Genomic DNA, 26998 nt, shown 5'->3' with positions numbered 1-26998 from the left:
CTAATTTTGCTCATTCGATGTTGACTTAAACAGGGCGCCGATTGTGCCAAAATCTCGTACCTTAGGCCTGATTGCAGGGCTGGGCATCATACTTTCTGTTCTGATTGGTTTTCTGACCCAGCAGCATTTCACACGGACGTTGTCAGAACAAATCACCTCTGATATCCGGTTACTCGGTGAAAAGCTTGACCAGCGACTGACACGCTACCAGCAGTTACCCCAACTGCTGGCTCATGATCCCAGGCTATTGGATTCACTGCATGCCGAATCAAGTCCCAAGCGCGAACGGGATGCAAAAATGCTGCAAACCAATTTGCTACTGGCTTACTGGGCGAAGACATTAAGCGCAGACACCATTTATTTACTTAATACACAAGGCGATACGCTGGCAGCCAGCAATTGGCGGCAAGCTGATAGCTTTGTCGGCAATAACTATGCCTACCGGCCTTATTTCAGTGATGCGATTCAAGGTTCGCTCGGTCAGTTTTTTGCGCTTGGTGTCAGTTCGGGGAAACGGGGATATTTCTTTTCGGCCCCTGTTTTTAATAACCAGAAGCAAATCGAGGGCGTGATTGTCATCAAGATAGATCTCAATCTGGTCGATGAAATCTGGCAATACAAAGAATTGGAATATGTAATCAGCGATCAGCAGGGCGTGGTCTTTTACAGCTCAATCGATGCCTGGCTTTATCACACTCTGGTTCCCCTTTCGCCAACGCAACAACAACAGATCCGAGAAAGCCGCCAGTATGGTCATCCAATACTGAGTCCGCTGACTGGGTTTCCAAGTCTGACGGCACTCAATACCAATCACCAGGCTGACATGTATTTACCACATCGGCAGCGCAGCCAATCATTCTTGCAGGCTCACCATGACATGGCCACGGCAGGTTGGGTGATTTATGGCTTCACACCCAGTCTGCATATCTACACCAATGTTTTTGAAAGCATCCTTTTGTTTATCGCATTTTACGTGCTGCTGATTCTTGTCATCATCTACTGGTGGCAGACGGTCAGTGCCAAAGAGGCGCTGTCCGCATTGAACGATACCCTGGAACATCAGGTTGCAGACAGAACCCAGCATTTGCATTTGGCCAACCAGGAACTGTGGCACACGATTGAGCAATATGAACTGACCCAGGTACAACTGAAAGAAACACAAACCGAATTGATCCAGGCGGCCAAGCTGGCCATGCTGGGCGAGCTGTCAGCCAGCATCAATCACGAAATTAACCAGCCACTGGCTGCCATGCGGACTTATTGTGAAAATGGCCTGAAACTGTTAGAGAAAGAACGCTACCAGTCCGTCGCCAGCAATCTTGAACAGGTGATTGATTTAAACGAGCGCATCGCCACGATTATCGCCCGTTTCAAAATCTTTGCCCGTAAAGGGCAGTCCGTGAACAGCACAACCGATGCCGCCCAATCGATTCGCAATGCCATTCAGCTGATGCATGCCCCACTGACCAAGCATCAGGTCGCGCTGCAGCTCAGTCTCAGTGATGATGTCTTTGTCCGTATCGATGCGGTGCAGTTTGAGCAAGTGATCATTAACCTGCTGCAGAATGCCATTCAGGCCCAGGAAGATGTCAGCGAGAAGAAAATCGGTATCGCCCTGCATGCCGGTCGCCAGCGCGCTGTCATCACCCTTTGGGATAATGGCCCCGGATTGGATGACACACAAAAACAACGAATTTTTACCCCCTTTTTCAGTACCAAGCACGATGGGCTGGGACTGGGGCTGACCATCTGTCGCCGGATCCTTGATCTGTTCTCCGGCAGCTTAACCGTTCACAACCACACAGGGGGTGGCGCCGAATTTCAAATCAGTTTACCCCTGAGCAAAGAGGAACAAGCATGAAACCTCCGGTCATCTTTATTGATGATGAAAAAGCGATCCGGGATTCACTCGGGCAAACTCTGGAACTGGAAGATTACCAGGTTCAACTATTCTCCAGTGCTCGCCAGGCGCTCAGTCAGTTCGATAATCATTTCCCGGGCGTCATCATCACAGATATCAATATGCCGGGCATGGATGGGATGACTTTTTTACAACAAGCATTAACGATAGACGCAGAGCTGCCAGTCATCATGCTGACAGGACACGGCGATATTTCGACCGCCGTCGATGCCATGCGGATCGGCGCTTACGATTTCCTTGAAAAACCCTTCTCAACTGAACATTTGCTTGATGTGCTTAAACGAGCATGTGACAAGCGTGAGTTGATCCTGGAGAACCGTGAACTGAAAAAAGAGCTGGCATCACAAAGCAGTCCTGGGCCTCGTATTTTGGGCAACAGTTTAGCCATCAAGCAACTCAGGCGCAGCCTGTACCAGTTGCAAGAAAACGAAACAACGGTGTTACTGGAAGGCGAGGAAGGGACAGGGAAACGTCTGGTTGCTCAGTTTATTCATGACCACAGTCCAAGGCAGCATTTACCTTTGATTTCACTCAAGTGCCAGGATCTGACAGAGCAGCAATTTGAAGAGATGTGTTTCGGACACTCTCCCGATGGCGGTAAATGGGCAGACGCCGAGGGCAGCACATTGTACCTTGAGCATATCGACTGTCTGGCGCCCGCCTCGCAACAACGTTTGCTTGATCAGCTAACGCAGGCAGGTCAGGCCACGCAGCAAGGTTCTCACCTCAAAGCATCCGACACACGACTCATCGTCAGCAGCAGTCACTCGCTTGATGTACTGACCGCGCAAGGTTTGTTTTCAGATGCGCTTTTTCAGCGCCTGAGGCACTGCACCCTGTCCTTGCCGCCATTGCGTGAACGCAAAGAAGATATTGAATTACTGTGTCAGAACTTTATTCGTACTGCGGCTTCTCGGTATAACATTGAAGCGCCGCTCCTCAGTACCGAGCAAAAAAACAAATTGCTTGCTTACAACTGGCCTGGAAATGTTCGGGAATTAAGGACAGTGTCAGAAAGGCTGGTCCTGCTTGGCAGCCAGTTTGACACACAGCAAACCTTTGAGCTGGATGCTCCTCTTCCGTCATTAAGTGAACGCGTGCACCAGTTCGAGTTTACTTTAATCAGTGACGCACTCCGCCGGCACAATGGCCGTTTGAAAGACGTGCAATCAGAATTAGCTCTGGCAAGAAAGACCTTGTATGACAAAATGAAAAAACACGGATTGGATAAGCAAGATTTTAAAGAATAACAGTTAAGAGAGCAGGGTTCAGAGACCTGTAACTTGATTTACAGTGTAAATAGACGCATCCGATGTCAGCAATCAGTTCGCTATTTACACTGTAAATTCCTTATCCCATTCCCGGCTTCATGTGGCACTTAGTGGCAGACAGACTATCTTGTGCTGCTCTAACTGTATCCGGCAGGCTGCCATTTCTCGCTCGGCAGCAAACTCTTTGTCTGCGATACGCACAGAGACCCCCGGATAAATCAAGCCTCTGACTTCAACCTGAGCTGCAGCCAGCTGTTGCTGATAGCTTTGTTGCAAAGACAGATGCTGACTTTTCATCTCGGCTAACGTCGACATAAACTGCACTTTACTCTCAGCCACCTTCTCAGCGAGCTCATGTGAGCGTTTCTGTTTTGGTACTTTCGATAACTTCATCTGCAACAGCACCACTTGATGCAGCCGCTCTTCCTGATTTTTTATTTCGGCCTTCAAGGCGTCTATATCAGTACGAAGATCATCAAACTGACTCAGCAGCTTAAGCTGAGTTTCAATACCAGCTTCAGCGCCTAATATACGGGTGCAAACCCCTTTCTCAGCGGAGATAATACCGCCTGTCACAGTACCGTGCCGTTGCACAGGGTCAATCACTTTGACGGCGCCTTGCGCTGTGACCACGCAATGTGCCAAATGAAGATGCAACTCGGTATCTGCTCCGGATTCGATCTGAGTGTACTGAGCAAACTTGGCCGAGACTTTCCCCAGCGCTTTCAGGTGACAGTATGCCGGTTTGCCATCCTGTATTCGTCCGATCACCCCATTGGCAATCGTAATATCACCGCCGGCATGTAGATCAGCAAGTTCCACAACGCCAGTCACAGTAATGTTGCCTACGGCATTGACCTTCATGCCTGAGCTGATATCACCCAGTACCAATACTGCGCCATTGAAATCAATATGGCCGGTGGACACATCGACATTTTCAACCGTCAACAGGTCATCAACCGCCATACCTGTCTGACCGTGCCGCGGCATGCCTTCTTTATCTGCAAGCAAGACATTGCTGTCAGATTCTGAAATCCGGGTTCCAATACCGACCTCGAAAGCAATGGCTTTGCCCGCCACCGCATGCACCACATTGCCATGAATATCATAACCAGGCTCGCCGGAAGTAGGAGGAATACGCCGCATCAGCGGCTGACCGATTTCGACCGTGATCAGCTTCCCTAAATCACGCATATCGACTTTGCCGTGATCACTGTCCTGAGGGGCTAAGATGCGTTGAGAAGCATCCGGAACAAGCGGTTCAAAGCGGGTATCAGTACCGGCAACTGCGGGCCGACCCGCCGCTATTTTCAATGTGAAGGTTTCACCAGGTTCCAGCTCCCAGGACTTCTGCAGCAGATATTGCAGACGTTTCTTGCTAACTCCCCGAACAATACGCTGTTGCTTGAGCGTGGCGATCAGCCCCTGAGCCGTTAAACGCTCACCACCGTAAGCACCCGTCAGCGTCACATAAGCGAACATGCAATCGTCTGAAATCGACATTTCAAGTGCGACGTCTTTTCGCTCAGCAATAATAAATGCCGTTGACTCAGTTTCTGAGGCCGAATGATTGTAATAATCCAGCGCATCTTGAATCGCATCGTCAAGACGACAGTATGAATAAAATTCAGACGCTTCCAGTAACGACTCAATATCCGCATGCTGTAGCGACTGACAAGTATTTTCCATCTGTTTGGATACAACCAGACGCAGTTGCGAACCGTCTGGTTCCAACTTCAGTCCCGAATCCGTCATGGAAGGCTCCTTCTTCCTGGCCTGCAGGCTGTTTGAATTTAAATCTTACAGAAATTTCAATCGAGTAGACATAGAAGGGAGTCACACTTCGCACAACAAGAAACCATGCACTTACACTGGGCAGATAAGCGCAAAAATGAAGAGCCAGTCAAAGCCGCGGCAGACAAATTAGCGCGGACTGATCCGGCATGTCCAAGCATTCTCGACAGGCGGGTTTTATCAGGATGCTGACTGATGGCAAAGACATGAAGAATAAAGCGAGCAAGGATAGACCTTGCTCGCCCGCAAAATGCGTTTCAAGAAAAAGTTAATCTATCCCTAACCAATTCAAATCCTCATCAGTCAGCCAGTCATTCGGGTGGAACTGATAAATGCACGGCAATTGATGATCGTTATCATCGCAAGATTCAGACGTCAGATAACCATCGAGCAATCTTAGCCCCTGAACTTGCAGTTGATAAGACGCAGACAAATCCAGAGGCACCATAGCTGCGAAATAGATGCAATTTTTACTTAACTTATTCAGTCGTACTTTCAAACCCAAGTTACCGCTTTCAGAAGCCGTTTGCACGGACATGCTGTTCGCTTTTTTTAATAAGCGCGCAGCAAAACCGCCAGCCACCAGGCTGAATGTCATGTTAGGTTTGGCAATGCGTACACCGGGTTCCACCAAGGTTCTCACTGCCTTGCTTTGTGCCTTCACTAAACTCATATCCTACCCCTTAACGGCATTCTAATAATTATCCTGTACTTGTTATCAGCAGGACGTTTTTCATGCTCAGGTAAAATAACTCTAGTCTAATTTTGTGGTTTCAGTGGTACTACCTTGAACTTTTTTCGATCAGGCTTGTCGGAAGGTGTTAGTGTTTACCAACCTCGCAGAGCACGAAAACAATCGTGTAAATGTACTCTCAGAACGAAGCTTTCAATCGGTTCTCACCAAAATACAGTGATTTACAGTGTAAATAGGCACTGTCACCTATTTACACTGTAAATTACAATCAATGAGGGGGATTTGGCAGCGCTTTGGCAACAAAATGACGCAAAAATTGTTCCGCCTGTTTTCTGCCCGTGAAACCAAACTGCTCCTGAACTTCCATCCATGATTGGCGCTGAATCACTTTTGCCACCATCACTTCAATACCGCTTTGATCGATCAGCTCGCCCGATTTGATACCGTGTTGCAACCAGAGTGACAGCTGGCCAACGAGCAAGTCATAACCTAATCCACCCTGAGAGAAATTGATTAACTGACGATATACCGTCTCTGAAACCAGGGGTAAGTGTGTTTGCAACAGGCTCAGAGAATACAGAGGCAAAAAAACAGCCTTATCGAGTAACCTGAACTGTTCACACGCCTGAGCCAGAAAACTGACAGAGAAAGAGGCCGTTGCCAGCTCAAACCAGGACTTGGACGCATCAGATATTGGCAGAACTGACAGCAGCGAGTGGCAGCCACTGGCGCCGTCTTTCACAATGCCTAAGCGAACCGGCGCATAACCTGCTTGTCGCCAGAACGGCAGTAATTCACTGCTGGCTGCAAAACTGGTGCCCAGGAAGTCCAATTGATTTGCAACAGCCCAATGCTGAACCTGTGCCAGTAACGCAGAACCTATCCCCATGCCACGGGCATGATCATGAACGGCAATCCGTAAAATACGACCACAATGCTGACTGGCTGCCTCGGCCAGACCAAGATGCGCAGCAACGGACTGGGCGAGCAAATGCCCTTTGGGCCGGCGCTGGCCAAGGCAAACAGACCGGGCAAGTTCAGCCGAAAAGCCCCCCTCACGGGACAGTAAAACACAGCCGACAATCAGCGCATCTTTCAGCGCGACAAATAGGGCTAGGTCCGGATCGTCCAGCAATTGCTTCAGGTCAGCCGGAGAGGTCTGATAATGTGCATTCACCAGCAGCCCAAACAACTGAGATAAACGCCCCGGACGCTCAGTCAGCCATAATGGCGAGATTTGCTTAAACTCAACATCGGCAACAGAAACAGGCGCAGTAAGAGGAGCCGGCTCGGCATCAAGCAACAAGGTTTCAAAAAGCCAATGCTCCAGTGGATCTCCCGCCGCCCAGCGGACAGGTGAGGTCATAGAAAAAGCTCGCCATTGTGGGGTCATGGTATCCAGCACAGATTTAAACTTGATCGCAAACCCGCGGCCGGTGCCTTCATAACCATGGATTGTCGATGCAAAGACGACCCTTGAATAACTCGACAACATCTTTTGCAACAACGGGGCAGGGATAGCCGCGGCTTCATCAACAATCAGCAGATCGGCAGGCGGACGCTCAACCAGCAAATGATCCGGCGCCATAAAACAGAGCTGACTGCCATCCAGTTCAAGTCGGGAAGAGGCATCACCCGGTAGTCCCAAAATCTTTGCGGCATGCTGAAAGACGGTTTGCACATTGCGCAAACGGGGCGCTGTCACCAGTATTTTGCGTTTCTTCTCCTTCATCAGCAGACCGGCCGCAATCCCCAAAGCGGAGGATTTTCCTCGGCCGCGATCAGCCGTAATCACCAAAGGACGACGTCTGTGGCCGGTGACGACCCGACAGATGTATTCAACCGCATCGCGCTGTTCATCACTCAGGCATCCGTATTGCCGCTCGGTTTTGTCGTCAGCAACAGAGAGTGTTTCAGGTAATGCTGGCAGCGCAGGCCTGTTGAACTTGCCATCCTGATCGGGTTTGATCGTCAGCACCTGCGCGCTGGAAAGTTGAGATAACAAGCGCTGCATGAAAGGGGACTGCCAGTGAGCTGATCTGTGTTCGGAGACAGGCAGCAATATCACCATCAAACCACCGCCACGGATCGTCCCAACCAAAGCGGCCATGGCCTCAATCGCTAATTCCTGGTGCAAATCGACAATCAGACATTCACTCTCCTGACCTAACCAGGCCTGTGACTTGCTGACCGATACCGATTGCTCATTGTGCGGCGCCTTGTCGCTCAACCAAAGACCAGCCGAGTAATGCGCCTGAACGAGCTGAGCGGTTTGAATACCCCAATGACGTTCGCTTTCAATACAGAGCAGATAACGATGGCGGGATTGTTCGGCACGACTGACTAAGTCAGAAATGAAACGAGACAGTTCAGTCATACTGACCTCTGATGATGCGACATTGGATAGAAAAAACAGGTCTGTATACTACCAAGCAGAATAAAAAAAGCCACGTCATCAGACGTGGCTTATAGAGAAGAGAATTGTTAATTGAGATAATCAGCCAAATAGGCAAGGATGTGCTCAGCCTGCTGCTCAGAGAGTTTGCTGAGTTTAAGCTGAAGTCTGTCACCGTCTCTGACATAACTTGCTTGCCCACGTACCAGTTCAACCGGCTGTGGTTTGCTCTCCTGCTGCACTTTCGGGCGCACCTGCTCACCAAGATGTTCAATGTGATTGGTGACTTCACGGGTAATGCGCGTAATACCCTGAGCATCAACGCTCTGCCAGACAGGCTTATCTTGCTGAGCCAGCGACTTCACAAAGGCTTTCTGCTGCTCATCATTGAGTGAGTAATACAGCTTATGCAGTTTCACGATCGTCGGCCGGCCAAGTTCGCCCACGCTCGGGTAAGCCATGAGCAGTTCCATCGGTAAACTGGCTGCTTTCAATGCCCCGCTGACCAGGGCCTCGCTGCACTGGCAAAAGCGCGCCAGGGCTTTTTGATCAGCCACTTTGCCGGAAGCAAGCAGCGCTTGCATTTCTTTGCCGCGTTCAAACAATGACAGCGGCTTGTGTGCATTGGCAACATCAGACAGAAACTTGGCATGATCGCTGTTGATGCCTTTGGCCACATAAATCAGAAAATCCTGTTTCGACAACAAACAGGCCATCCGCCGCCGGCTACCATCCAGAACTTCAATCCGACCGTCATCCAGCCAGCGGCCAACGGCCGGATATTGCTGACCCCTGTCTTTGAGCGTTGTCAGAATATCGGCTAATGCGTGTTCATTTAAAAATGCCTGCTCACGGGCGTTCTGAGCAAACACTTGCGTCTTCTCGCCAATCTCGCTGGCTTTCACGCTGACCAATTCAAACGCGACCGTGGTTTCGCCGGCCACCGCCAGCTCAATGACTGCGGCTTTATCTTTTGCTGCGCTCTGTGCCTCGGCCACAGTGGTTGCACGGCGCTTATCTGCTTTACCAAACAGACGGGCATTCAGATCGTTTGTTTTAATCGCCACCTGTTATTTCTCCTGGTTCAAATTAGCCCAGTGACTGTGCATGACACGTTCCAGCTCGAGGCCAACCCGCTGAATTGCATCCTGAGCCGTTGATAAGGTTTTTTTACCGCCTTCAAAATCAGAGGTTGTCAGGTCAAAAACGGTGCTGTAAGTATCGGCACAGGTTTCAAACGCACGGCTGCGAGGCACAGTCGCCATCATCACCTGCTCCTGAAGCAGATAATTCATTTCCGTTAAGACCGAAACCTGTTTTTTATTATCATCTTCGAACATGGTCGGGATCAACCGGATAAACTCCAACCCATGCCAGTCCTCAGGAAACATTTCATACACTGTCGGTAAGTGCTGGAAGAAATTCACCGTCGAAGCCCAGTCAAGGCGTTTCGCTGCACAAGGGATCAGCAGGGCATTTGACGCATACATCGCATTCCATACCAGCGGGTCAATGTGCGGACCGGTATCAATCATGATGACATCAAACTCATCTTCAATCTGATCGATCACGCGCTCTTTCAGTAATTGCACAATATCCAGGTTCTGATTCACCGCCAAATCCTGCCAGGCATCGGCATTGAACATAGCGTCTTCCGGGAAGGCGGCAATGGTTTTCAGGTTAGGGTACTGGGTTGGCATCACCACATTATTCATCAGAAATGCTTTGTCCGTAGCCTGCTCTTCCGGCACATTTCCCAGCATCACATCCACCGCTGAATAAATATTTTCCTGATCACCGATACTGATTTGCGGGTTCAGGAACAAACGAAGCGAGCCCTGGGGATCTAAGTCAATCAGACAGATGCGATACCGTTTATCCAGATCTAATGCCAGACAAGCCGCCAGATGCACCGCTGTCATCGATTTACCAGTTCCGCCTTTCTGGTTTTGTACATTCACGACCCAAGGTTTACGCTTGCCGGTTTGACGCTCATGAAAAGCAGGACGTTCAGCCGCTTCCATCAGCATATGTGCTTCATTCAGTGTGATGGAGTAATGATTGGCATTATTTTTAGTGAACTGATGTCCGGCTTCTTCCATGCGGGCAATCGCTTCATCCAGCTTACGGCGAGTCAGACCAGAGCGGGTTTCCATCAGCGCTTTTGACATCGACGGAAAATGTTCATCCCTGCGCTCTTCCAGCACGATTTCAATTCGGTCAGCCTGTACCTGTTTTGTCTGCTCAGCGATTTTGAGCAAATTTTCTATTGTTTCTACCCGATTCATCTTGTTCATCACCCTACAGAGTATTTGTCAAAATTGTACAACATAAATATACAAAAACAACAAAAAGCTGAACGACTAACTGTGATAAAGCGCTCAAGTAAAAACCATGCCAGTTAAGATAAAAGCCGTACGAATTGACAAAATCCTTACAAATTCGCGCGTCATTTCCGTCTGTAAAGACTCAGAGAACAGGCAAGAATTTAAAATGTCACAGCGTCACAAATTTACAATGTAAAGTAATTTTCCCCAATCTCGGCTGGAAGCCTGAAAAAAGATGGCTAATCTACAGTCACTGTCATTTCAACTCGTCAACCAGCTGCGCGAGTGCGAAAAACTCAGGTCTTTCCTCTGTCAAACAAGCAAACCAGACCCGGGTCAATGTCATTGTACAAAAATTGCGCCGCTTTCCTTGATCATGCTTCAGGCATACATCGTCAAAGACGTAACAATGATCAAGGGAGATGTCGGTGAAAGAGTAAGCAGAATATCGGGTATTTTTGGTCAGTAAAGATCGGATCAATGATCAAGTAAATGATCCTTCTCTGGCATCCTATTGACCCGCTTCGGAAGCATAGTGATCGGCCGCTAATTTACGGTCAATGCCCGTTATACCTGAATCCGATTGGCTTTCCGTTTCTTAAACTTACCCTTGATTGTCCGGGAACTCGTCTCATCAACAGGTTGAAATGACAAAACAGCTTGCTTGATCATTTTTCCATTACCGGACACATATAAAAGCGCTGACTTATTACGGTGATTGTCTTTTTGAAATCAATGAAATCTGCAGCATCAGACGAGAGTCAGCAGAGAAAAAGGGATAGCTTCCAGTCCAAATGCGATAACTTGATCATTGTTCTGGGCCTCTACACAGGAAGAAACCCTGAAAAAGCAGGTTGAATCGTGGATTTTGCCCACGGGGCGATCAGACCTCAGGGATAACCCTGTGGATAACCTGTAAAAATACATTGATCATTGTTCTGATGTGTCATTGATCATGCTTACTGGACAATAATGATCATCGTTCTGGGGGGTATTTGATCATGCTTACTGGCATCTCATGATCATGACTCCGAAAGCACAATGATCATACTTCCGGATCGTATTGAAAAATAGCTTCTTATAATCAGTATGTTATGGCTATTTTATTTGCCGGATCATAAGATCACTCTATCAATGAGATCATTAAAATCAAAAAGATCATGATTAAAAAGCCTCAGTAAAAAAAGCTTTCTTTCTCGGTATTTTTTTATTATTCTTTTCGGAAAGATGGTCAAATTACGGCGAATGGCAAATGAAATCTACGGTAACACGTGATGATAAGTATGATGAAAAGATCCTGATCTCAGCTCCACGATCACACAAAGACGGCCATTTATTTGCAATTCCGCCTGCTCTTGTTGACTGGTTACCTCAATATCAGCATTTCAAAGGCGTCACCCGAAGCATCATCGAATTGCTGAACCTGATCTCCTTGCGTGGATTGTCCAGCCAGGACGGGATTGTCTCAACCACTGAACTGGTGGAAGCTACCGAAGGTCAGCTGACCCGAGCAGCCATACAGCAACGTTTACGTGCTGCAGTGAGTATCGGCTTGTTTAACCAGCAACCGGTGCGCTTCGAAGAAGGGCTGGCAGGCAAGACCATGTTGCATCACTTCATCAATCCGGCGCTGTTGATTTCCCAGCTGGGGACTGCCAGCCTGCAGTCTGCCCAAAGTAAGGAGCAGGAAAAACAAAAGCGCTCCAAAGCCTTAGCCCAAAATCAGGTCAATAAGCGATTATTGAATGAATATGGCCTGGGCACGCCACCGATGATGCCTGATGAAGCCGATCAGATTGTTGTCTCACCCACCAGTTGGGCAGGAATTATTGACCAGGCACTGGCGCCGCCTCGCACCAAAAAAAGTTATCAAAAATCTATGGTCGCCATCTCAGGCACCCGCGCGATTATCGAAACACGATCATCGAAAGCGATCATGACGGTCGACGACATGATGACCCTGTTCGCGCTGTTTACCCTGACAGTGCAGTATCATGATCATCATCTGGCGGATTATGAACTGCAATCGCGCCATATGAGCAATAAAACCCCAATTTATATCACAGACATTCTGGCATTGCGCGGCAAGAAAGACAGCGGACCGGCCCGTGATTCGATCCGCGAAAGTATCGACAGGATCGAGTTCACCGATTTTCAGCTGCATGAGCTGACAGGACGCTGGCTGAGCGAGAATATGCCGGAAGGCTTTAAAAGTGATCGTTTTCGTTTTCTGGCCCGGACCATCACGGCATCGGAAGAAGCGCCACAGGAAGGGGAAGATGGCGAAATCCGTATCAAACCGAATCTGTACATTCTGGTTTGGGAGCCTTCGTTTTTTGAAGAGTTGCTGACCCGGGACTATTTTTTCCTGTTTCCGCCAGAGATTCTTCGCCAGCACACGCTGGTTTTCCAGCTATATACCTTTTTCCGCAGCCGGATGTCGCGCCGCGGCCATGACAGTATGCTGCTGAGTGAGCTGAACCAGAAACTGGCCCGGAATATTGAATGGCGCCGTTTTTCGACTGATTTGATCCGCGAGCTGAAAAAGCTGGCTGAAGGCAAGGTGACTGAATCCCTGTTTGCCGTCAATCTGTGGGGCTATCACCTGACGATCAGCCCGGCAGAAGGCAAGGCGTCCCGCTATCAGGATTATCAGGTTGAGATCAAATGTGATGCCGATGAAGTGATCCGTTTCTCCCGGGCCAAAATGTACAATGAGGGGAAGCGCTCCATGGCCCCAACGATGCCCAACCCGCTTCGTAACGAGATCCTGCCCCGTCAGGAGCTGGATCAGCTGTCTGAGATCATTGATGGCGAGTTTGAACCGATCCAGCGGAAAGAGGGACGCCCGAAGGGACGTTTGGGCCGGCGGGTGAAGCTGAGAAAGCATCTGGTCGAAATCAATGCCGATGAGCTGACCATCGTCCTGTCGAAATATACCTCGCAGGAAGCCTTACAACGCAGTATCACAGCACTGTCTGCCATGTCAGGCCATCCTGTCAGCGTCATCACAGAAGAGTGTCAGGCTTTTATGGACAAGCTGGACTGGCTGCGTGTCGGTGGCGAGGTGATGCCCTATGAAACCCTGAGTAAAACGGTCGAGCTGTTTAACAGCCAGCACGATGAGCGACACCTGTCGATAGAAAAGCTGATTTCCGGCTTAGCCGTGCGTCGTAAAGTCTGCAAGCTGGTGTTTGAAGGACACATGAATGAACAGGTGCTGACGGCACTGGATGACATAGCCAGCGGCAGATAGGAAGCAAGATCAAAGATTTCCGTCAAATCTGAGCCAAATCAATATGTTTTGACATTGCGATGACATTAGTTGCAGAAAAAAAGCCAAAATGAATCTTGATATAACCTTTGTCCCTTTCGATGAGAAAGGTAACCCCTGGCAAGGATGGCGGGTCAGTTATCTTGTGAGTCTCTCGAAAATGCAATATGTGAGTTTGTTGCGAGCCCGTCCCGGCTCGCTTTTTTTTATCTGTTTTTCAGGCTTGTAGGCTATCCCCCCGCAGAGCAGGTGCGAATCGGAGGCAACGCCTTCTCAAGCCAGCCGCTGTTATTCCCCGTTCAGCCTTGATCATTGTTCCGCTTGAAAGGATTTTTTACGCTGGTGTAATCGGTCGCAGGCCCGCTTTACACTGTAAACCGGGTCTGTTCTGCTTCTGCGTCCTATTTCTGATCCTCTCCTTACAATTGACAACACGTCAAAAAATCGCTGCTGGCTATACTTAACTGGAATCGACACATCATGCAGTTTCGCCTTTGTTCACAGGAGCACATGGATGAAAGTCACCCTGATCGTCGGCACGGTTTTACTGCTGGCTCTGGTTTTTGGCATCGGGTACACCGAATACCAGCGACGTGCTCAGACCCAGGTGAAACAGTCACGTCCTGTCCCCAATGTCGTGGTTCAGCCGGTCGTGCGGCAGAAGGTGGCCCGTCTTGTCGAAGCACTGGGAACGGTGAAATCGCGTGAGTCAGTTCAGATCACCGCCAAAGTGACGGAAAAAGTCGATCAGATCCATTTTGAAGACGGCCAGCAGGTGAGGGTGGGGGAGTTGCTGCTCACATTGACCTCGGGTGAACAGCAGGCCAAAGTCAGGGCGGCGCAGGCCAATCTGGATGAACAAAGGCGGGAATACAAGCGGATTGAAGGCTTGGTTCGACGCAATACTGTGGCGCGTTCTGAGCTGGACAAGCTGCGGACGGGGATTGAAGTTGCACGAGCCATTCTGGCCCAGAATCAGGCCGAACTGGAAGCCAGAACGATACTGGCACCTTTCTCCGGTGTGCTGGGATTTCGCCAGATCAGCCAGGGGGCGCTGGTGACGCCTGGCATGGTGGTCACCACGCTGGACGCTCTGGATACGGTGAAGCTTGATTTCTCTGTGCCTGAACGTTTTCTCGGCCAGATCACACCGGGTGCTCCGGTGGAAGGCAGTGTCGCTGCTTTTCCCGATCAGGTTTTTTCCGGCAGAGTTTCCACGATCAACAGCCGGGTCGATCCGCAGACGCGGGCCGTCGAGGTGCGGGCCAGAGTCGATAATCCCCAGTTGTTGCTGCGGCCCGGTATGCTGATGACACTGGCGTTGACGTTAGAATCCCGTGAGGGGCTGGTTGTTCCTGAAGAAGCGGTGATCCCGCGGCAGGCGGAGCATTTTCTGATGGTCGTCAATGACGACAACGTGGTCGAGCAGCGTTTGGTTGAGCTGGGCTTTCGTCGTCGGGGGGAAGTGGAAATTCTCAGCGGCGTCCAGCAAGGCGAGCAGGTGATCACCCGGGGGATGGATAAAGTGCGGCCGGGGCAAACGGTCACCACCCAGCCGGTCGAGCATTTTACATTCCGGGAGGCTGCCCATGTTTCTGACTGATCTGGCGGTCCGGCGGCCTGTTTTTGGCTCAGTGATCAGCTTGCTGTTAATTACGTTCGGGCTGGTGGCTTATGAAAGGTTGCCGTTGCGCGAGTATCCGGACATCGATCCGCCAATTGTGACGATCTCAACCAATTACAGGGGGGCATCGGCAGCTATTGTCGAGAGCCGGATCACCCAGATTGTTGAGGATCGGGTCTCTGGTATTGAGGGGATCCGCAATATCAGTTCCACCAGCAGCGACGGCCGGTCGGATGTGACGCTGGAGTTTGGCATCGGGCGTGATATCGACGCTGCCGCGAACGATGTGCGGGATCGAATTTCCGGCATTCTCAATAATCTGCCGGACGAAGCGGATCCGCCTGAAGTGCAGAAGGCGGAGGGCAACTCTGAAGTGATCATGTGGCTCAATCTGGTGTCCGACCGGATGGATACCCTGGAGCTGACGGATTACGCCAACCGCTATCTGGTGGATCGCTTCTCTGTGCTGGACGGTGTGGCGGCAGTTCGGATTGGTGGCGGCAAAGAATATGCGATGCGAATCTGGATCGACAGGCAAAAACTGGCCGCCCGCAGGCTGACCGTGTCCGATGTGGAAAACGCACTCAGGGCCGACAACGTTGAGCTGCCGGCGGGATCGATCGAATCGGAAAACCGCCAGTTTTCTATCCGCACGCAGCGCAGCTTTCTTGCTCCTGCGGATTTCGCCCGCCTGGTGATCGGGATTGGTGATGACGGTTATCTGATCCGTTTGGCAGATGTGGCCACGGTGGAGCTGGCGGCGGAAGAAGAAAAAATCATGTTTCGCGGCAATACGCAGGACATGATAGGGCTGGGGATCAACCGGCAATCGACCGCCAATACGCTGGAAGTGGCGCAGGCGGTGAACGCGCTGGTTGCTCAGCTCAATCCGACCCTGCCTGACGGGATGGAAATCAAAGAATCCTATGATTCCTCGGTGTTTATTCAGGCATCGATCGATGAGGTTTATAAAACCCTCTTTATTGCCCTGATCCTGGTCATTATCACAATTTATCTGTTTCTCGGCAGTGTCCGCGCCATGCTGATCCCGGCGCTGACGGTCCCTGTGTCTTTGATCGGAACGTTCATTATTCTCTATGCCCTGGGCTATACCATTAACCTGCTTACGCTGCTGGCGCTGATCCTGGCCATCGGGATCGTCGTCGATGATGCCATTGTGATGCTGGAGAATATTCATCGCCGCATCGAACTGGGGGAATCGCCACTGAAAGCCGCTTTTCTGGGCGCGCGGCAGGTCGGTTTTGCCATTGTTGCGACCACTGTGGTGCTGATTTCCGTATTTTTGCCCATTGGTTTTCTTGAGGGCGATCTCGGTAAATTATTCCGGGAATTCTCGGTCGCCATGAGTACCGCGGTGATCCTGTCTTCGCTGGTGGCACTGACGCTGACACCCATGATGGGGTCCAAAATTATGCAGCAGGTCGAAAGTGAACCCTGGCTGGTGCGTCAGGTCAGTGCCGTGCTGGGGGCGGTGACTGATTTTTACCGCGCGTCCCTGTTGAACTGGCTGCGCCGGCCATATCTTGTGATCGGTATGCTGGTGGTCATGCTGTGTGGCAGTGTCTGGCTGGCGACCCGCATCCCGACCGAATTTGCACCCCGCGAAGACAGAGGCGCCATGTTTATTCTGATCAATGGCCCTCAGGGCGCCAGTTATGAGTATATGCAGCCCTACATGAATGAGATTGAGCACAGGCTGATGCCCATGGTGGAGAGCGGGGAAATCATGCGCTTGCTGGTTCGGGCACCGCGGGGCTGGGGCCAGCTGGAAGATTTCTCCAACGGATTTGCCATTGTGGTGCTGGAAGACTGGGATGAGCGGCGCAATGCGTTTGTGATCATTCGTGATATTCAGCAGCGCCTGAGCGATCTTGCCGGGGTATCGGCATTTGCTGTGATGCGGCAGCCGTTCGGGCGCGGCGTCAACAAACCGGTGCAGTTTGTAATTGGCGGCGGCACCTATGAGCAGCTTGCTCAGTGGCGTGACATTATCATGGAGCAGGCCGCGAATAATCCCGGCCTTGAAGGCCTGGATCATGATTACAAAGAAACCAAGCCGCTGCTTGGGGTGGACATCAACATCGAGCGTGCTGGCGATTTAGGCGTCTCGGTGACTGAAATCGGACAGACGCTGGAATCCATGCTGGGTTCGCGGGTGGTGACCCGCTATGAATGGCGCGGGGAAGAATATGATGTACTGATCGAAGGCCAGCCTGAGCGGCAAAATACCCCGCAGGATCTCAGTAATTTATACGTACGGTCGCAGCAGAATGGCGAGCTGATCCCCTTATCGAACCTGGTGACTGTCTCTGAATATGCCGATGCGCCAACCCTGAACCGCTTCAACCGGATCCGCGCCGTCACGATAGAGGCGAATCTTGCCGATAATTACACCCTAGGAGAAGCATTAACCTACCTGAACGGACTGGTCAGGCAATATTTACCTGCCGATGCGGTGGTGAACTATAAAGGCCCGTCGCAGGACTTTCAGACCGCCAGCCACTCGATTCTCTTTGTCTTCGCCCTCGCGCTGGCGGTGGTATTTCTGGTGCTGGCGGCCCAGTTCGAGAGTTATATTCACCCGCTGGTGATCATGCTGACGGTGCCGCTGGCGACCTTCGGGGCCTTGCTGGGGCTGTATTTTACCGGACAGACCCTCAACATCTATTCACAGATCGGGATCATCATGCTGGTGGGATTGGCGGCGAAAAACGGGATATTGATTGTCGAGTTTGCCAACCAGCTGCGCGATCAGGGCAAAGCTTACGAAGATGCTGTGATTGATGCAGCCTGTGCGCGTCTGCGGCCGATTCTGATGACCGCCATCACCACGGCTGCCGGGGCGATTCCATTGATTCTGGCGACCGGCGCCGGGGCCGAAACCCGGTTGGTGATCGGGATCGTGGTCTTGTGCGGTATCAGTGTCGCCACCTGTTTTACCTTGCTGGTGATTCCTGTTGTGTACCATCTGCTGGCCCGCCACACCAACAGCCCGGAATTTGTCACCCGCCAGCTCGAGAAAGAACTGGCGCAGGACAATACCGTGCTGCTGAAAAAGAAACGGCTGGGGTGAGCGGAGGTCATGATTGTGGTGCAGAAAAGCTCACAATGCAGCCGTGCTTCGCTGCATTGTGAGTGATACGCAGCTATTCAGTAGTGTGACTCAGAGGTCAGTGGTGCGACTCAGCGGCCATCTTGTCCTGTCCAAGTCCAGCCCGGGTAAAGCACACCATTCACAGTGGCATTGTTGCCCGAAATAATCGAATGCGGTTTATCAACCGCTTTCCAGTTCTCTGCCGTTGAGTGTTCTAACTCAAACACCACATTGCCCCACAGATCGTAGGGACCAGTGATTGAGGAGTTGCGATAGGCGCCAAACAGGGTTTGGCCTCCCATCATCAAATGTGCGACTGAGCTTTGCTTGTTGATATCCACCGCCGCTTTACTCCAGATCATCAGGACGTTTATCTGGGTGCCATTGTCGGCCAGAAAATAGCCGTTGCCGGATACTTGTACTGAATGAAACTGATTGGCCGCGCTGGACTGAGCGGAGGATGTGTCGCTGACATTCAGAGTATGCAGTTGGTTACTGTCCTTAAAATCGGCAAATGAATTACCGGCCACCCGGATCGCATTGCCTGTCATATTGGTCAGGGTCAGGCTGCTGCTTTCACTGACAATCAACTGTTCCAGCGGAGTGTCCGTTGAGCTGACGGCATCTGTCGTGACCTTATCCAGTGTCACGCTGCTGTTGGCCTTCGCCAGCACGGCTGGTACATCGACGGGCACTGCAATGTCGAGATCTCGCAGGGTGACGGCAGCAGACTGAATGACAATCGCAGCTTCGGCTGGCGGTTGCTGATCCAGCACGATGGCCCCGCGACGGGTATCATCACCGATAATTTCAATGCCATGCTGGTCAATGAGGAGTGGGCCGTTGCAGCGACCTGTGATAGTGATGGTTATCTTGTCAGCCAGCCAGGTTTTCTTCTCGAGTGCCTTTTTCAGGGCGTCGGGTTGACGGTGGCAGTTGAGTGACAGCTGTCTGGCTTTGCTGACGCTGCGCTTGTGGTCAGCATAGAGCGCGCGCTGTGTGTCATCCGGCATGGCTTCCGGCGTTATCGGATTGGCCTGAAGCGGGAGTGAAGCTATCACGGACGCGGTGAAAGCGGCGCTGAACAGAGAGCGGGCGATGCCTTTTACGCGTTGCTGTTTTGAGTTCAACATAAAAATCCTTTTTTTGTGGGATGAAGACGCGGGTGTTTGATGTGTCTGGTTGATAAAGCTGCTTTTATTCCAGACGGTGCATAGATTAATGACATCGGAAATGTATGCTTTTTATATGCAACGATTTTATGATCGGCGCGATACAATTTTGTTGAGCAGGCGTTGCCGGGCGCCAAGAGTTTGTGGGCCAGACGTGGTTATCCGAGGTCTGTCTCGTGTCACGCCGACTGTCAGGATTCACCCATACAAAAAACGGAAAGTCGGGCACTTTTCGGATATTTATCAGTCCAACCCCTCATCAGCGGCCCCGAAGGACTTTTTGCTGAAAATACTTGGCTGAAGTCGGGCCGTTTTGAGGTGGTTCAGTATCAGGAGAAAGTATGAATACAAAGCGACTCTTGTCTCTTGCGATTAGTCTGGCTTTGGCCGGTGCGCTGGCAGGCTGTGATAAACCGGCTCCCGACAGCGAGATGTCATCAAATGCTGCCCCCGCTCAGACACAAGCGGCCGAACAGCAGACGACGGCGTATGTGGACACAGCACATAATGCACGGAATTCGCTGGACTGGAATGGGACTTATGTCGGTACGATTCCCTGTGCAGACTGTGAAGGGATTGAAACTGTGCTGGTCCTGGATCCGCAGGGAACATTTCAACTGACGGAAACCTATCTGGGCAAGGATGGCGAGCAGTTTTCCGATCAGGGACAATTCAGCTGGAATGACGCTGGCAATACCATCACCCTGAACAATAACAGCGGTGAAGGCATTCAGTTTTTTGTCGGAGAGAACCAGCTGTTCCGGCTGGATCGTCAGGGCCAGCGCATTACCGGCAGTCTGGCGGATATGTATGTGCTGACCAAACAACATCACCAGTGACAATCGTGGCGGCGGGGTATGACGGCTTACTTCCCGCCGCCGCTGAATCTTTGCCGCTGGTCTCACGCTTGATGTCCTTCGACTGCAGACAGCCAGGCAGATAAGCAAACCAGACTGTCTGCTTTTCCCGTCAGAGAAATTTACACTCAGTGTCCAGCTTTCCCCGTATCGTGTCGGTGTTTTTTACATCGTTATTTTGGTGTTGATAAATCTTGTTTATTTTCAATGCATTATGTTTTGGCATGCAAGATGCAATGGCTTGTACGAACACAAAAACACGAACATAAATCAACACGACATAACACAAGTAGGGAGCAAGATGATGAAATCGCTTATAAAGACAGGGGTCGCGGCCCTTGCACTGCTGGGTGGTTCGATGAGTGTGTCGGCAGCACAAATCGACTTTACTGATGGTGCTTATTCAAGCCTGAATGGCAATCAAACCGGCACTGTTGGTGGAATCACGTTTTCTTCGTACCGTTATTATGTCCCCGGGTTGTTTCAGGATGGCATTATTACCGGCGATCAGTCACTGGTACACCTGACACACAGTGAGCAAGGTATAGGCATCAACAGTGTCGGTGTGGTGCTGTTCGATGATTACTACAAAGTGGATGGTCATGAGTTTCTGGTGCTGAGTTTTGATCAGCCTTCAACCGTCGAAGGCTTGTATCTGAACAACCTGAATCTGCTGGAATCGGCCACTGCGTATTTGATCGACGACGGCTTTCCGGAATTTGAGCTGAACATCAATACCAATTTACTGGGGATTGACGATTTACTGACCGCCCTCACGCCAAACGAGCTGAACTTTCAGGGCAATTACTGGGATCTGGATGGTGAAGATAATGTCAGACATATCATCCTGTCGGGTGTCCTGCTGTCAGATTTCTTCCTGGCCGGGATTGATTACATGACGTCCGGCGGACCGGGCAATCCGATTCCAGAACCCGCCAGCTTGCTGTTGCTGACAACAGGTCTGGGACTGCTGGGCTGGCGCACACGCCGTAAAGGGGCCGGGCAGCAAGCGCCTTTGCCGGCTTAAACCGCGTTCAGCACTACCTTTCATCTCGGTGAAATGTTTTGATGTGCCGGCGATGCATGATGCTCGCCGGATTTTTTTGTAAACGACGCAAGGAGTTGCAGCGATATCACGAAATACTCAGCAAAGAAGTGCCACATGAAAGGGAAATTTGCCTAAAATGTAAGTGTCATTTTCACGTAAATGTGATCGTGTTAACTAATAAGTCTTATCGCAGAGCCAGACCATCAAATGGCCGCATTCAAACAAAACAACACGATAACAATCACATATTTTCCTGAGTTGGCGATGGACGTGACAGTGATCATTTGGGACGAGGTAATCCATTTATGAGCCATTCTGCGCAGGGTAGGGCTGGTCGTGAGGCTGGCTTGCTATCACTTTTTCATTCAATGTTCCTGAAGCGAACCTTGATTAAACTTGCTGTCTTTGCCGCTATCTGGTTGCTTTTAGCCAGTCAGTTCGCGTTTTTCGAACGCTTTACGCTGTGGGTTGAGCAATACCATCAATTCGGGCTGGGGGCGTTCATCTCACTGTTGTTCGTTTTGCCGTTTGCGCTTGTGGCGCTGAGCTGGCGTCGGCTCAGTCAGATGAATCACATGCTGAAAGCCGGCGAACGGGACAAAGCCGCCATGTACAAGCTGGCGATGCATGACGCACTGACCGCCCTGCCGAACCGGCTGTATTTTTCTCAGCAGCTTGAGACCGCCCTTCAGCATGCAGGCGATAACGATGCCTGTGTTGCTGTGTTAATGATGGACTTAAACAAATTCAAGCAAATCAATGATGCTTACGGCCATATAGTGGGCGATGAACTGCTGGTGGCCACGGCCGGACGGCTGAAGCATCTGCTGCGGATGCATGACACCATTGCCCGGCTGGGCGGGGATGAATTCGCGCTGATTCATGTCGGCGGGCAAGAGCCGGATGAAGCATCGGCGCTGGCCTCTCGTATCATCAAGGCGATGTCTGAGCCCTACCACATTCGCGGTCAGCAGATTCTGGCCGGTGTGAGCATCGGCATTGCTATGTCGAATCATGACATTGAACCTGTGGATCTGCTGCGGGCCGCGGATACCGCCATGTATCGCGCTAAGATGGACGGCGGCTCGACGTTTTGTTTCTTTGATACCCGAATGGATGAGCAGTTAAAACAAAGGCAACTGCTGGAAAGAGATTTACGCAAAGCCATGGCGCAAGACTTGCTCGAACCTTATTATCAGCCGGTGTTCGATCTGAAAAACAATCAGCTGCAGGGATTTGAAGCCTTGCTGCGCTGGCGTCATCAGCGTGAAGGCATGGTGTCTTCTCAGGAGTTTATGCCTGTTGCTGAAGATGCCGGCTTGATTCAGGCGCTGGGTGACTGGGTGCTGAAGCAGGCGTGCATGGCCGCAAGGGACTGGCCGGAAGGCACGAGCATTGCGGTGAATATCTCTGCCCAGCAACTGAAACCGGACACTTTTTGCCAGACAGTGCTGGCAGCGCTGCAGGAATCCGGACTGGCGCCCGGACGCCTTGAAATAGAACTGACCGCCAAAACCGTCCAGCAGGATCCGCCGAAAGTGCGTGCCATGATGCACGATCTGAAACATATCGGTGTCAATCTGGTGCTGGATGACTTCGGGAACGGGAACGCCTGTTTAACCATACTGCGTGATTTCCCTTTCGATAAAGTCAAAATTGCACGCGCCTGTGTGGGTACGCTGCCGGGATCTGATGCGAACAAGGCGCTGATTCAGTCAGTCGTGGGTATGAGCGAGAGTTTGGGCGTTCAGGTGGCTGTGGTCGGGATCGAAGATGAGGTTCAGCTCTCGATGATAAAATCGCTGGGTTGTCAGCATGGCCAGGGTTTCCTGTTAGGACACCCGCTCAGCAGGCATGCTGCCGGTCGCTTGCTGGTGGATTTACCGGATAAAGCTGTGGGCAGTTGAAGCCGGCTGTTGTGCTGCCGGTGTTACTGGGGCCGGATTTGCTTTTGCCTGTACTGTTCCGGTGTGCATTGCGCATGCCGTTTGAACAGGTTAATAAAAGGCGAAGCCTGGTGATAACCTAAGGTCAGTGCTATTTCTTTGACAGATAAACCTTTCCTCAACAAATGCAAAGAGTAGATAAATTTTCTCCTTTGTCGCCATTCAATGAAACTCATTCCGAGCGTATCCTGACAATGGCGGGCCAGCGTCCGCTCTGAGGTATGCAGCTTTTCTGCCCACGCCGCCAGTGTCGTGCTGTCGGTCGGATGTTTTTCCAGCGTCCGCAATATCGGTTGCAGGAGCTTGTCTTCACTGCTGGGCAGAAATTGATCATGGATACGGGTGTGCCTGAGCTGATCCAGCAAGACGTCGATCAGACGCTTATCTTCAGCGGTTTCCGCGACCTGCAACTGCCGGGCCCGCAGGTCATTGACGATCGCTTCAATAATCGGATTGACTTCAAGCAGGCAGGGGTAGTTTGGAAGCGATTCAGCCAGCGGCTGGATCAGGTTCATGGAGCAGTAATTCATGCTGCGACGCATGTAACTTTCGTGCTCTATGCTGGGCGGTATCCAGATCGCGTACTGTGACGGTGACAAAAAGCGTTTCCCTTCAGCGTTTAATTCCAGAATACCGCCACTGATGAGCTGTAGCTGTCCCCAGGGATGCGTATGTTTGGGTGTGGTGGTATGGGGAAGGAATGCCTGATGGCCGAAAAACACCTCGCCGGGCGGGTTGTTATCGTCAAACAGCGGACGGTAGACGTTTTTCATCGCGGGATCCTTTCGTACAAGCAGCCACAAGAGTAATTCCGATGGGTTGTTGTTGGCAAGGGGCTGAAGCGGATTGCCATCCATGTTATCCTTCGCCGCTTTGTTGAAAGCGTGTCGTTCAAACTCAATAATCATCCGTGTTGGTAAGTTTGTACTATCAGGCCTGATGATTATGAAGTTTGGTATGACGGATAATGGAACATCATGAATTTTAACCGTATCGTTTGTTTTGATCTTGAAATGTGTTGCTGGAATGAAGAGGGTGTTGCCCGAACCGGCGAAATCATTGAGATCGGTGTGGCTGAGCTGAACCTGGAAAAGGGCACGATTTCACGCCGGGCGCAATACTATGTTCAACCGGAAAACGACGAAATATCACCATTCTGTACCGAACTGACGGGCATCAAGCCGGAGGTTGTCGCACAAAACGGTAAGCCCCTGGCTAGTATTCTGACCGCGATAGAGCAAAAATTTGGTGGCCGGCATAAAATTTATGCGGCATGGGGACGGGACGATGCCATCTTGCGTGCTGAGTGCAAAGCGAAAGATCTGAACGTGCCGTTCAGAGAATATCTCAATCTGGCGACCCTGTTTAAACTGCAGCCGCACGTGAAAAATAAACGCATCGGGTTGCGTGCCGCCATGAACATGAGCGGACTGGCGTGGGAAGGCCGGCAGCATTCAGGTTATGTTGATGCCTATAATCTGGCCCGGTTAGCGCGTGTGATGCTCTGTCCGGCTGAGTAAGATCTGCCGGTAAGCTGGCACTAACTTTTAGGGTACAGGTAGCCGTCTGTGATGATCTGCTGCCTGTGCTTTTCTCTTCTCTTTCTTCTCTTTTATTTTCTGTTTCCTCTCAATCCCTCTCATTGGGGACTGTCTCCCCAGATTAGTCACAGGACAAAATAGCGCTTTCAGGATTATTTTGACTTCCTGCCCGGGCAAGCTTAAATCAAATATGTACCCGGAGATCTTTCTCAGAAAGAAGGGAAGCGCCTATGCCTGTCAGTCACAACCGTCGGAGCTATAGACCAAACGCTGCACGCAACCCAGTGCGAAACACACTGGTGACGCTGGTGTCTGGCATTGTGGTTGTGGGTGTGCTGCTATTTCTGACCCGGAATTTTTTTGCTCAACTGAGTTTTCTCAGCCAGTCAGAAAATCCGGTGCGCAATGTGGCAGTTTTTGCAGTGCTCTGGTTGCTGACACTCGCCTCGCTCAAAGCGGTATTAACAGCCAGACAAATGGCAGTCCATGTTTTCTGGAATGTCTTTCTCTCAGGGGTTGTTTTTGTCCATTTGTCATTTTTTTTGATTCTGGCGGAGAACCTGACGCTGTTTGATATCCGACGGATGTGGATTGAGCGTGGCGAGGCAGGTGCCGCCTTGCTGTTTTACTGGTCAGAGCTACTGTTACCTGTGCTCTTTGCTCTGGCATTCAGCCTGTCTTTACTGAGAGTCAGAATCTGGCTGCTGTCCCGGTATTCTCCGTCCTCCTCTTACGTTGCCGCCGGATTACCTGCGGTTGTCATCGGAATCCTGGCTGCCATGGTGGTGATGAAAGGCCCGGCTGCCGCGCAGGGACTGGCCGGTATTTATACTCTGCCCGGCTTTTTCAGCGTGATACTCTTCGAGCAGATTGTGGATGAACGACCGCAAAGGCAGCCGGTCACGGCCATTGCCCGGCAGCCGCTGGTGAGCAATGTCATTGTTGTGGTCGACGAGAGTGTCAGCGCTGATTTTTTCGGGCAGGATTCGGATTATTCTCTTGTGCCAAGCTTAAAGGCACATGCTGATGCTGTGATCAATTACGGTGTCGCGACCTCGGCGCATAACTGCAGCAGCTACAGCAATGCGGTATTGCGCTGGGGTGTCGTTCCCGGATCTTTTGAGCAAGCCTTCCATTTACCGACCATCTGGCAATACAGTCAGGCATCCGGGTATACCAGTACCTATATTGACGCCCAGAAACCGCCGGGTACGCTGACCAACTTCATGAATACCGATGAGCTGGGCTTCATCCATCAGGTAAAACAGCTCAATGTCGAACAAATTGAAAGGCATCAGGCTTTTATGCGACTTGATTTCGATATTGTCGACCATTTGGTGTCGCTGGTGGGCGATGATAAACCTGACTTTATCTATATCAATAAACTCGGCGTCCATTTTCCCTATGAGGGGAAATACCCGGCCTCATCGACCCGATTTCAGCCTGCGATGACGTTATTTGAACCGATTGGTCACAGCAGTCGTCAGGCGCTGATGAATTCTTATCAAAATGCCATTGCCTGGAATGTGAACGGTTTCTTTGAACGTTTGCTCAACAGCATTGATTTAGACAATACGGTGGTGATTTATACCTCTGATCACGGGCAGGATTTACTGGAAGAAGGCAAAGGGCTGCTGACCCATTGCAATCGTAACAGCGGCTCTGCTTATCAGGGGATGGTGCCCATGCTGGTGCTGACAACGCATCCGCAACTGCGTCAGCGATTTGAATCCTCACAGGCGGACAACTTCCATCAGTTATCCCATTTCAATGTGTTCCCGACAGTGCTTGAAATTCTGGGCTATGAACATGATTTTGTGAAACAGCATTATGGGGATGCTATGTTTTATCCGGTGGAACGGATTGGGAAATTCTATACCAGTGACTTATTTCTGCCTGCGCATACGCAGCACGAATATGAATGGCAAAGCGTACCGCTGCAAACGCCTTCGCGGTTCATACCGGGAGCGCTTGCCAGTCAGTCTCCTGACTGACGTGGATTTTCTGCCATCCGGCAAA

The 26998-nt window shown here is 50.9% G+C and carries 17 protein-coding genes; 10 read left to right on the top strand and 7 right to left on the bottom strand.

Annotated elements, in window-relative coordinates; translation table 11 throughout:
• The first annotated feature begins 43 nt into the window (after positions 1 to 43).
• Both LN341_RS17285 and LN341_RS17280 read left to right on the top strand, forming a co-directional pair.
• Positions 44 to 1861, top strand: a complete 1818-nt coding sequence (locus LN341_RS17285; protein WP_234206291.1) for an ATP-binding protein — start codon at positions 44 to 46, stop codon at positions 1859 to 1861.
• Positions 1858 to 3171, top strand: coding sequence for a sigma-54 dependent transcriptional regulator (locus LN341_RS17280; RefSeq protein ID WP_046220988.1), 1314 nt, complete (start codon positions 1858 to 1860; stop codon positions 3169 to 3171). The genes LN341_RS17285 and LN341_RS17280 overlap by 4 nt, the downstream gene beginning before the upstream one ends.
• A 117-nt stretch (positions 3172 to 3288) precedes the next feature.
• Here LN341_RS17280 and LN341_RS17275 read toward each other — a convergent pair whose 3' ends face one another.
• The 5 genes from LN341_RS17275 to LN341_RS17255 form a co-directional block, all read right to left on the bottom strand.
• Positions 3289 to 4947, bottom strand: a complete 1659-nt coding sequence (locus LN341_RS17275; protein ID WP_234206289.1) for a DUF342 domain-containing protein — start codon at positions 4945 to 4947, stop codon at positions 3289 to 3291.
• Between the two features lie 307 nt (positions 4948 to 5254).
• On the bottom strand, positions 5255 to 5659 hold the full coding sequence (locus tag LN341_RS17270) for a hypothetical protein (RefSeq protein WP_234206288.1): 405 nt from the start codon (positions 5657 to 5659) through the stop codon (positions 5255 to 5257).
• A gap of 289 nt (positions 5660 to 5948) precedes the next feature.
• Entirely contained in the window at positions 5949 to 8057 is a 2109-nt protein-coding gene (locus LN341_RS17265; RefSeq protein WP_234206286.1) for a tRNA(Met) cytidine acetyltransferase TmcA, read from the bottom strand.
• 107 nt (positions 8058 to 8164) lie between these two features.
• On the bottom strand, positions 8165 to 9142 hold the full coding sequence (locus tag LN341_RS17260; RefSeq protein ID WP_234206284.1) for a ParB/RepB/Spo0J family partition protein: 978 nt from the start codon (positions 9140 to 9142) through the stop codon (positions 8165 to 8167).
• 3 nt (positions 9143 to 9145) lie between these two features.
• Positions 9146 to 10363, bottom strand: coding sequence for an AAA family ATPase (locus tag LN341_RS17255; RefSeq protein WP_046221061.1), 1218 nt, complete (start codon positions 10361 to 10363; stop codon positions 9146 to 9148).
• A gap of 1291 nt (positions 10364 to 11654) precedes the next feature.
• Here LN341_RS17255 and LN341_RS17250 point away from each other — a divergent pair.
• From LN341_RS17250 to LN341_RS17240, 3 genes are all read left to right on the top strand, one after another.
• Entirely contained in the window at positions 11655 to 13658 is a 2004-nt protein-coding gene (locus LN341_RS17250; RefSeq protein ID WP_046220984.1) for a replication initiator protein RctB domain-containing protein, read from the top strand.
• Positions 13659 to 14190: 532 nt separating this feature from the next.
• Positions 14191 to 15279, top strand: a complete 1089-nt coding sequence (locus LN341_RS17245; protein ID WP_234206282.1) for an efflux RND transporter periplasmic adaptor subunit — start codon at positions 14191 to 14193, stop codon at positions 15277 to 15279.
• Entirely contained in the window at positions 15266 to 18394 is a 3129-nt protein-coding gene (locus LN341_RS17240) for an efflux RND transporter permease subunit (RefSeq protein ID WP_234206280.1), read from the top strand. Before LN341_RS17245 ends, LN341_RS17240 begins: the two co-directional genes overlap by 14 nt.
• A 110-nt stretch (positions 18395 to 18504) precedes the next feature.
• Here LN341_RS17240 and LN341_RS17235 read toward each other — a convergent pair whose 3' ends face one another.
• The gene (locus LN341_RS17235; RefSeq protein ID WP_234206279.1) at positions 18505 to 19548 is read right to left on the bottom strand and encodes a hypothetical protein; all 1044 of its coding nucleotides are present in this window, start codon (positions 19546 to 19548) and stop codon (positions 18505 to 18507) included.
• 380 nt (positions 19549 to 19928) lie between these two features.
• Between LN341_RS17235 and LN341_RS17230 the strand changes: the two genes are divergently transcribed.
• From LN341_RS17230 to LN341_RS17220, 3 genes are all read left to right on the top strand, one after another.
• On the top strand, positions 19929 to 20426 hold the full coding sequence (locus LN341_RS17230; RefSeq protein ID WP_046220980.1) for a copper resistance protein NlpE: 498 nt from the start codon (positions 19929 to 19931) through the stop codon (positions 20424 to 20426).
• Between the two features lie 319 nt (positions 20427 to 20745).
• Positions 20746 to 21471, top strand: a complete 726-nt coding sequence (locus LN341_RS17225) for a PEP-CTERM sorting domain-containing protein (protein ID WP_234206277.1) — start codon at positions 20746 to 20748, stop codon at positions 21469 to 21471.
• 326 nt (positions 21472 to 21797) lie between these two features.
• Positions 21798 to 23399, top strand: coding sequence for a bifunctional diguanylate cyclase/phosphodiesterase (locus LN341_RS17220; protein WP_082095768.1), 1602 nt, complete (start codon positions 21798 to 21800; stop codon positions 23397 to 23399).
• Between the two features lie 23 nt (positions 23400 to 23422).
• On the opposite strand, the gene LN341_RS17215 is transcribed toward LN341_RS17220, so the two are convergent.
• Positions 23423 to 24211: a helix-turn-helix transcriptional regulator gene (locus LN341_RS17215; protein WP_234206276.1), complete on the bottom strand. Its 789-nt coding sequence runs from the start codon at positions 24209 to 24211 to the stop codon at positions 23423 to 23425.
• 204 nt (positions 24212 to 24415) lie between these two features.
• Between LN341_RS17215 and LN341_RS17210 the strand changes: the two genes are divergently transcribed.
• Both LN341_RS17210 and LN341_RS17205 read left to right on the top strand, forming a co-directional pair.
• Positions 24416 to 24958, top strand: a complete 543-nt coding sequence (locus LN341_RS17210) for a 3'-5' exonuclease (protein ID WP_046220978.1) — start codon at positions 24416 to 24418, stop codon at positions 24956 to 24958.
• Positions 24959 to 25209: 251 nt separating this feature from the next.
• The gene (locus LN341_RS17205; RefSeq protein ID WP_234206274.1) at positions 25210 to 26973 is read left to right on the top strand and encodes a sulfatase-like hydrolase/transferase; all 1764 of its coding nucleotides are present in this window, start codon (positions 25210 to 25212) and stop codon (positions 26971 to 26973) included.
• Positions 26974 to 26998 lie beyond the last annotated feature (25 nt).

This window comes from Photobacterium sp. TLY01, from assembly GCF_021432065.1.
In the GTDB taxonomy this organism is placed as follows: domain Bacteria; phylum Pseudomonadota; class Gammaproteobacteria; order Enterobacterales; family Vibrionaceae; genus Photobacterium; species Photobacterium halotolerans_A.
Note: the sequence above shows the minus strand (reverse complement) of the source record. Positions and strands in the feature narration are given on the sequence as shown.

Coding starts and splice junctions, on each gene's coding strand:
- LN341_RS17270 (WP_234206288.1), bottom strand. CDS start 5,659: ATGAGTTTAGTGAAGGCACAAAGCAAGGCAGTGAGAACCTTGGTGGAA.
- LN341_RS17265 (WP_234206286.1), bottom strand. CDS start 8,057: ATGACTGAACTGTCTCGTTTCATTTCTGACTTAGTCAGTCGTGCCGAA.
- LN341_RS17280 (WP_046220988.1), top strand. CDS start 1,858: ATGAAACCTCCGGTCATCTTTATTGATGATGAAAAAGCGATCCGGGAT.
- LN341_RS17240 (WP_234206280.1), top strand. CDS start 15,266: ATGTTTCTGACTGATCTGGCGGTCCGGCGGCCTGTTTTTGGCTCAGTG.
- LN341_RS17255 (WP_046221061.1), bottom strand. CDS start 10,363: ATGAATCGGGTAGAAACAATAGAAAATTTGCTCAAAATCGCTGAGCAG.
- LN341_RS17230 (WP_046220980.1), top strand. CDS start 19,929: ATGAATACAAAGCGACTCTTGTCTCTTGCGATTAGTCTGGCTTTGGCC.
- LN341_RS17245 (WP_234206282.1), top strand. CDS start 14,191: ATGAAAGTCACCCTGATCGTCGGCACGGTTTTACTGCTGGCTCTGGTT.
- LN341_RS17235 (WP_234206279.1), bottom strand. CDS start 19,548: ATGTTGAACTCAAAACAGCAACGCGTAAAAGGCATCGCCCGCTCTCTG.
- LN341_RS17250 (WP_046220984.1), top strand. CDS start 11,655: ATGAAATCTACGGTAACACGTGATGATAAGTATGATGAAAAGATCCTG.
- LN341_RS17215 (WP_234206276.1), bottom strand. CDS start 24,211: ATGAAAAACGTCTACCGTCCGCTGTTTGACGATAACAACCCGCCCGGC.
- LN341_RS17210 (WP_046220978.1), top strand. CDS start 24,416: ATGAATTTTAACCGTATCGTTTGTTTTGATCTTGAAATGTGTTGCTGG.
- LN341_RS17275 (WP_234206289.1), bottom strand. CDS start 4,947: ATGACGGATTCGGGACTGAAGTTGGAACCAGACGGTTCGCAACTGCGT.
- LN341_RS17220 (WP_082095768.1), top strand. CDS start 21,798: ATGAGCCATTCTGCGCAGGGTAGGGCTGGTCGTGAGGCTGGCTTGCTA.
- LN341_RS17225 (WP_234206277.1), top strand. CDS start 20,746: ATGATGAAATCGCTTATAAAGACAGGGGTCGCGGCCCTTGCACTGCTG.
- LN341_RS17205 (WP_234206274.1), top strand. CDS start 25,210: ATGCCTGTCAGTCACAACCGTCGGAGCTATAGACCAAACGCTGCACGC.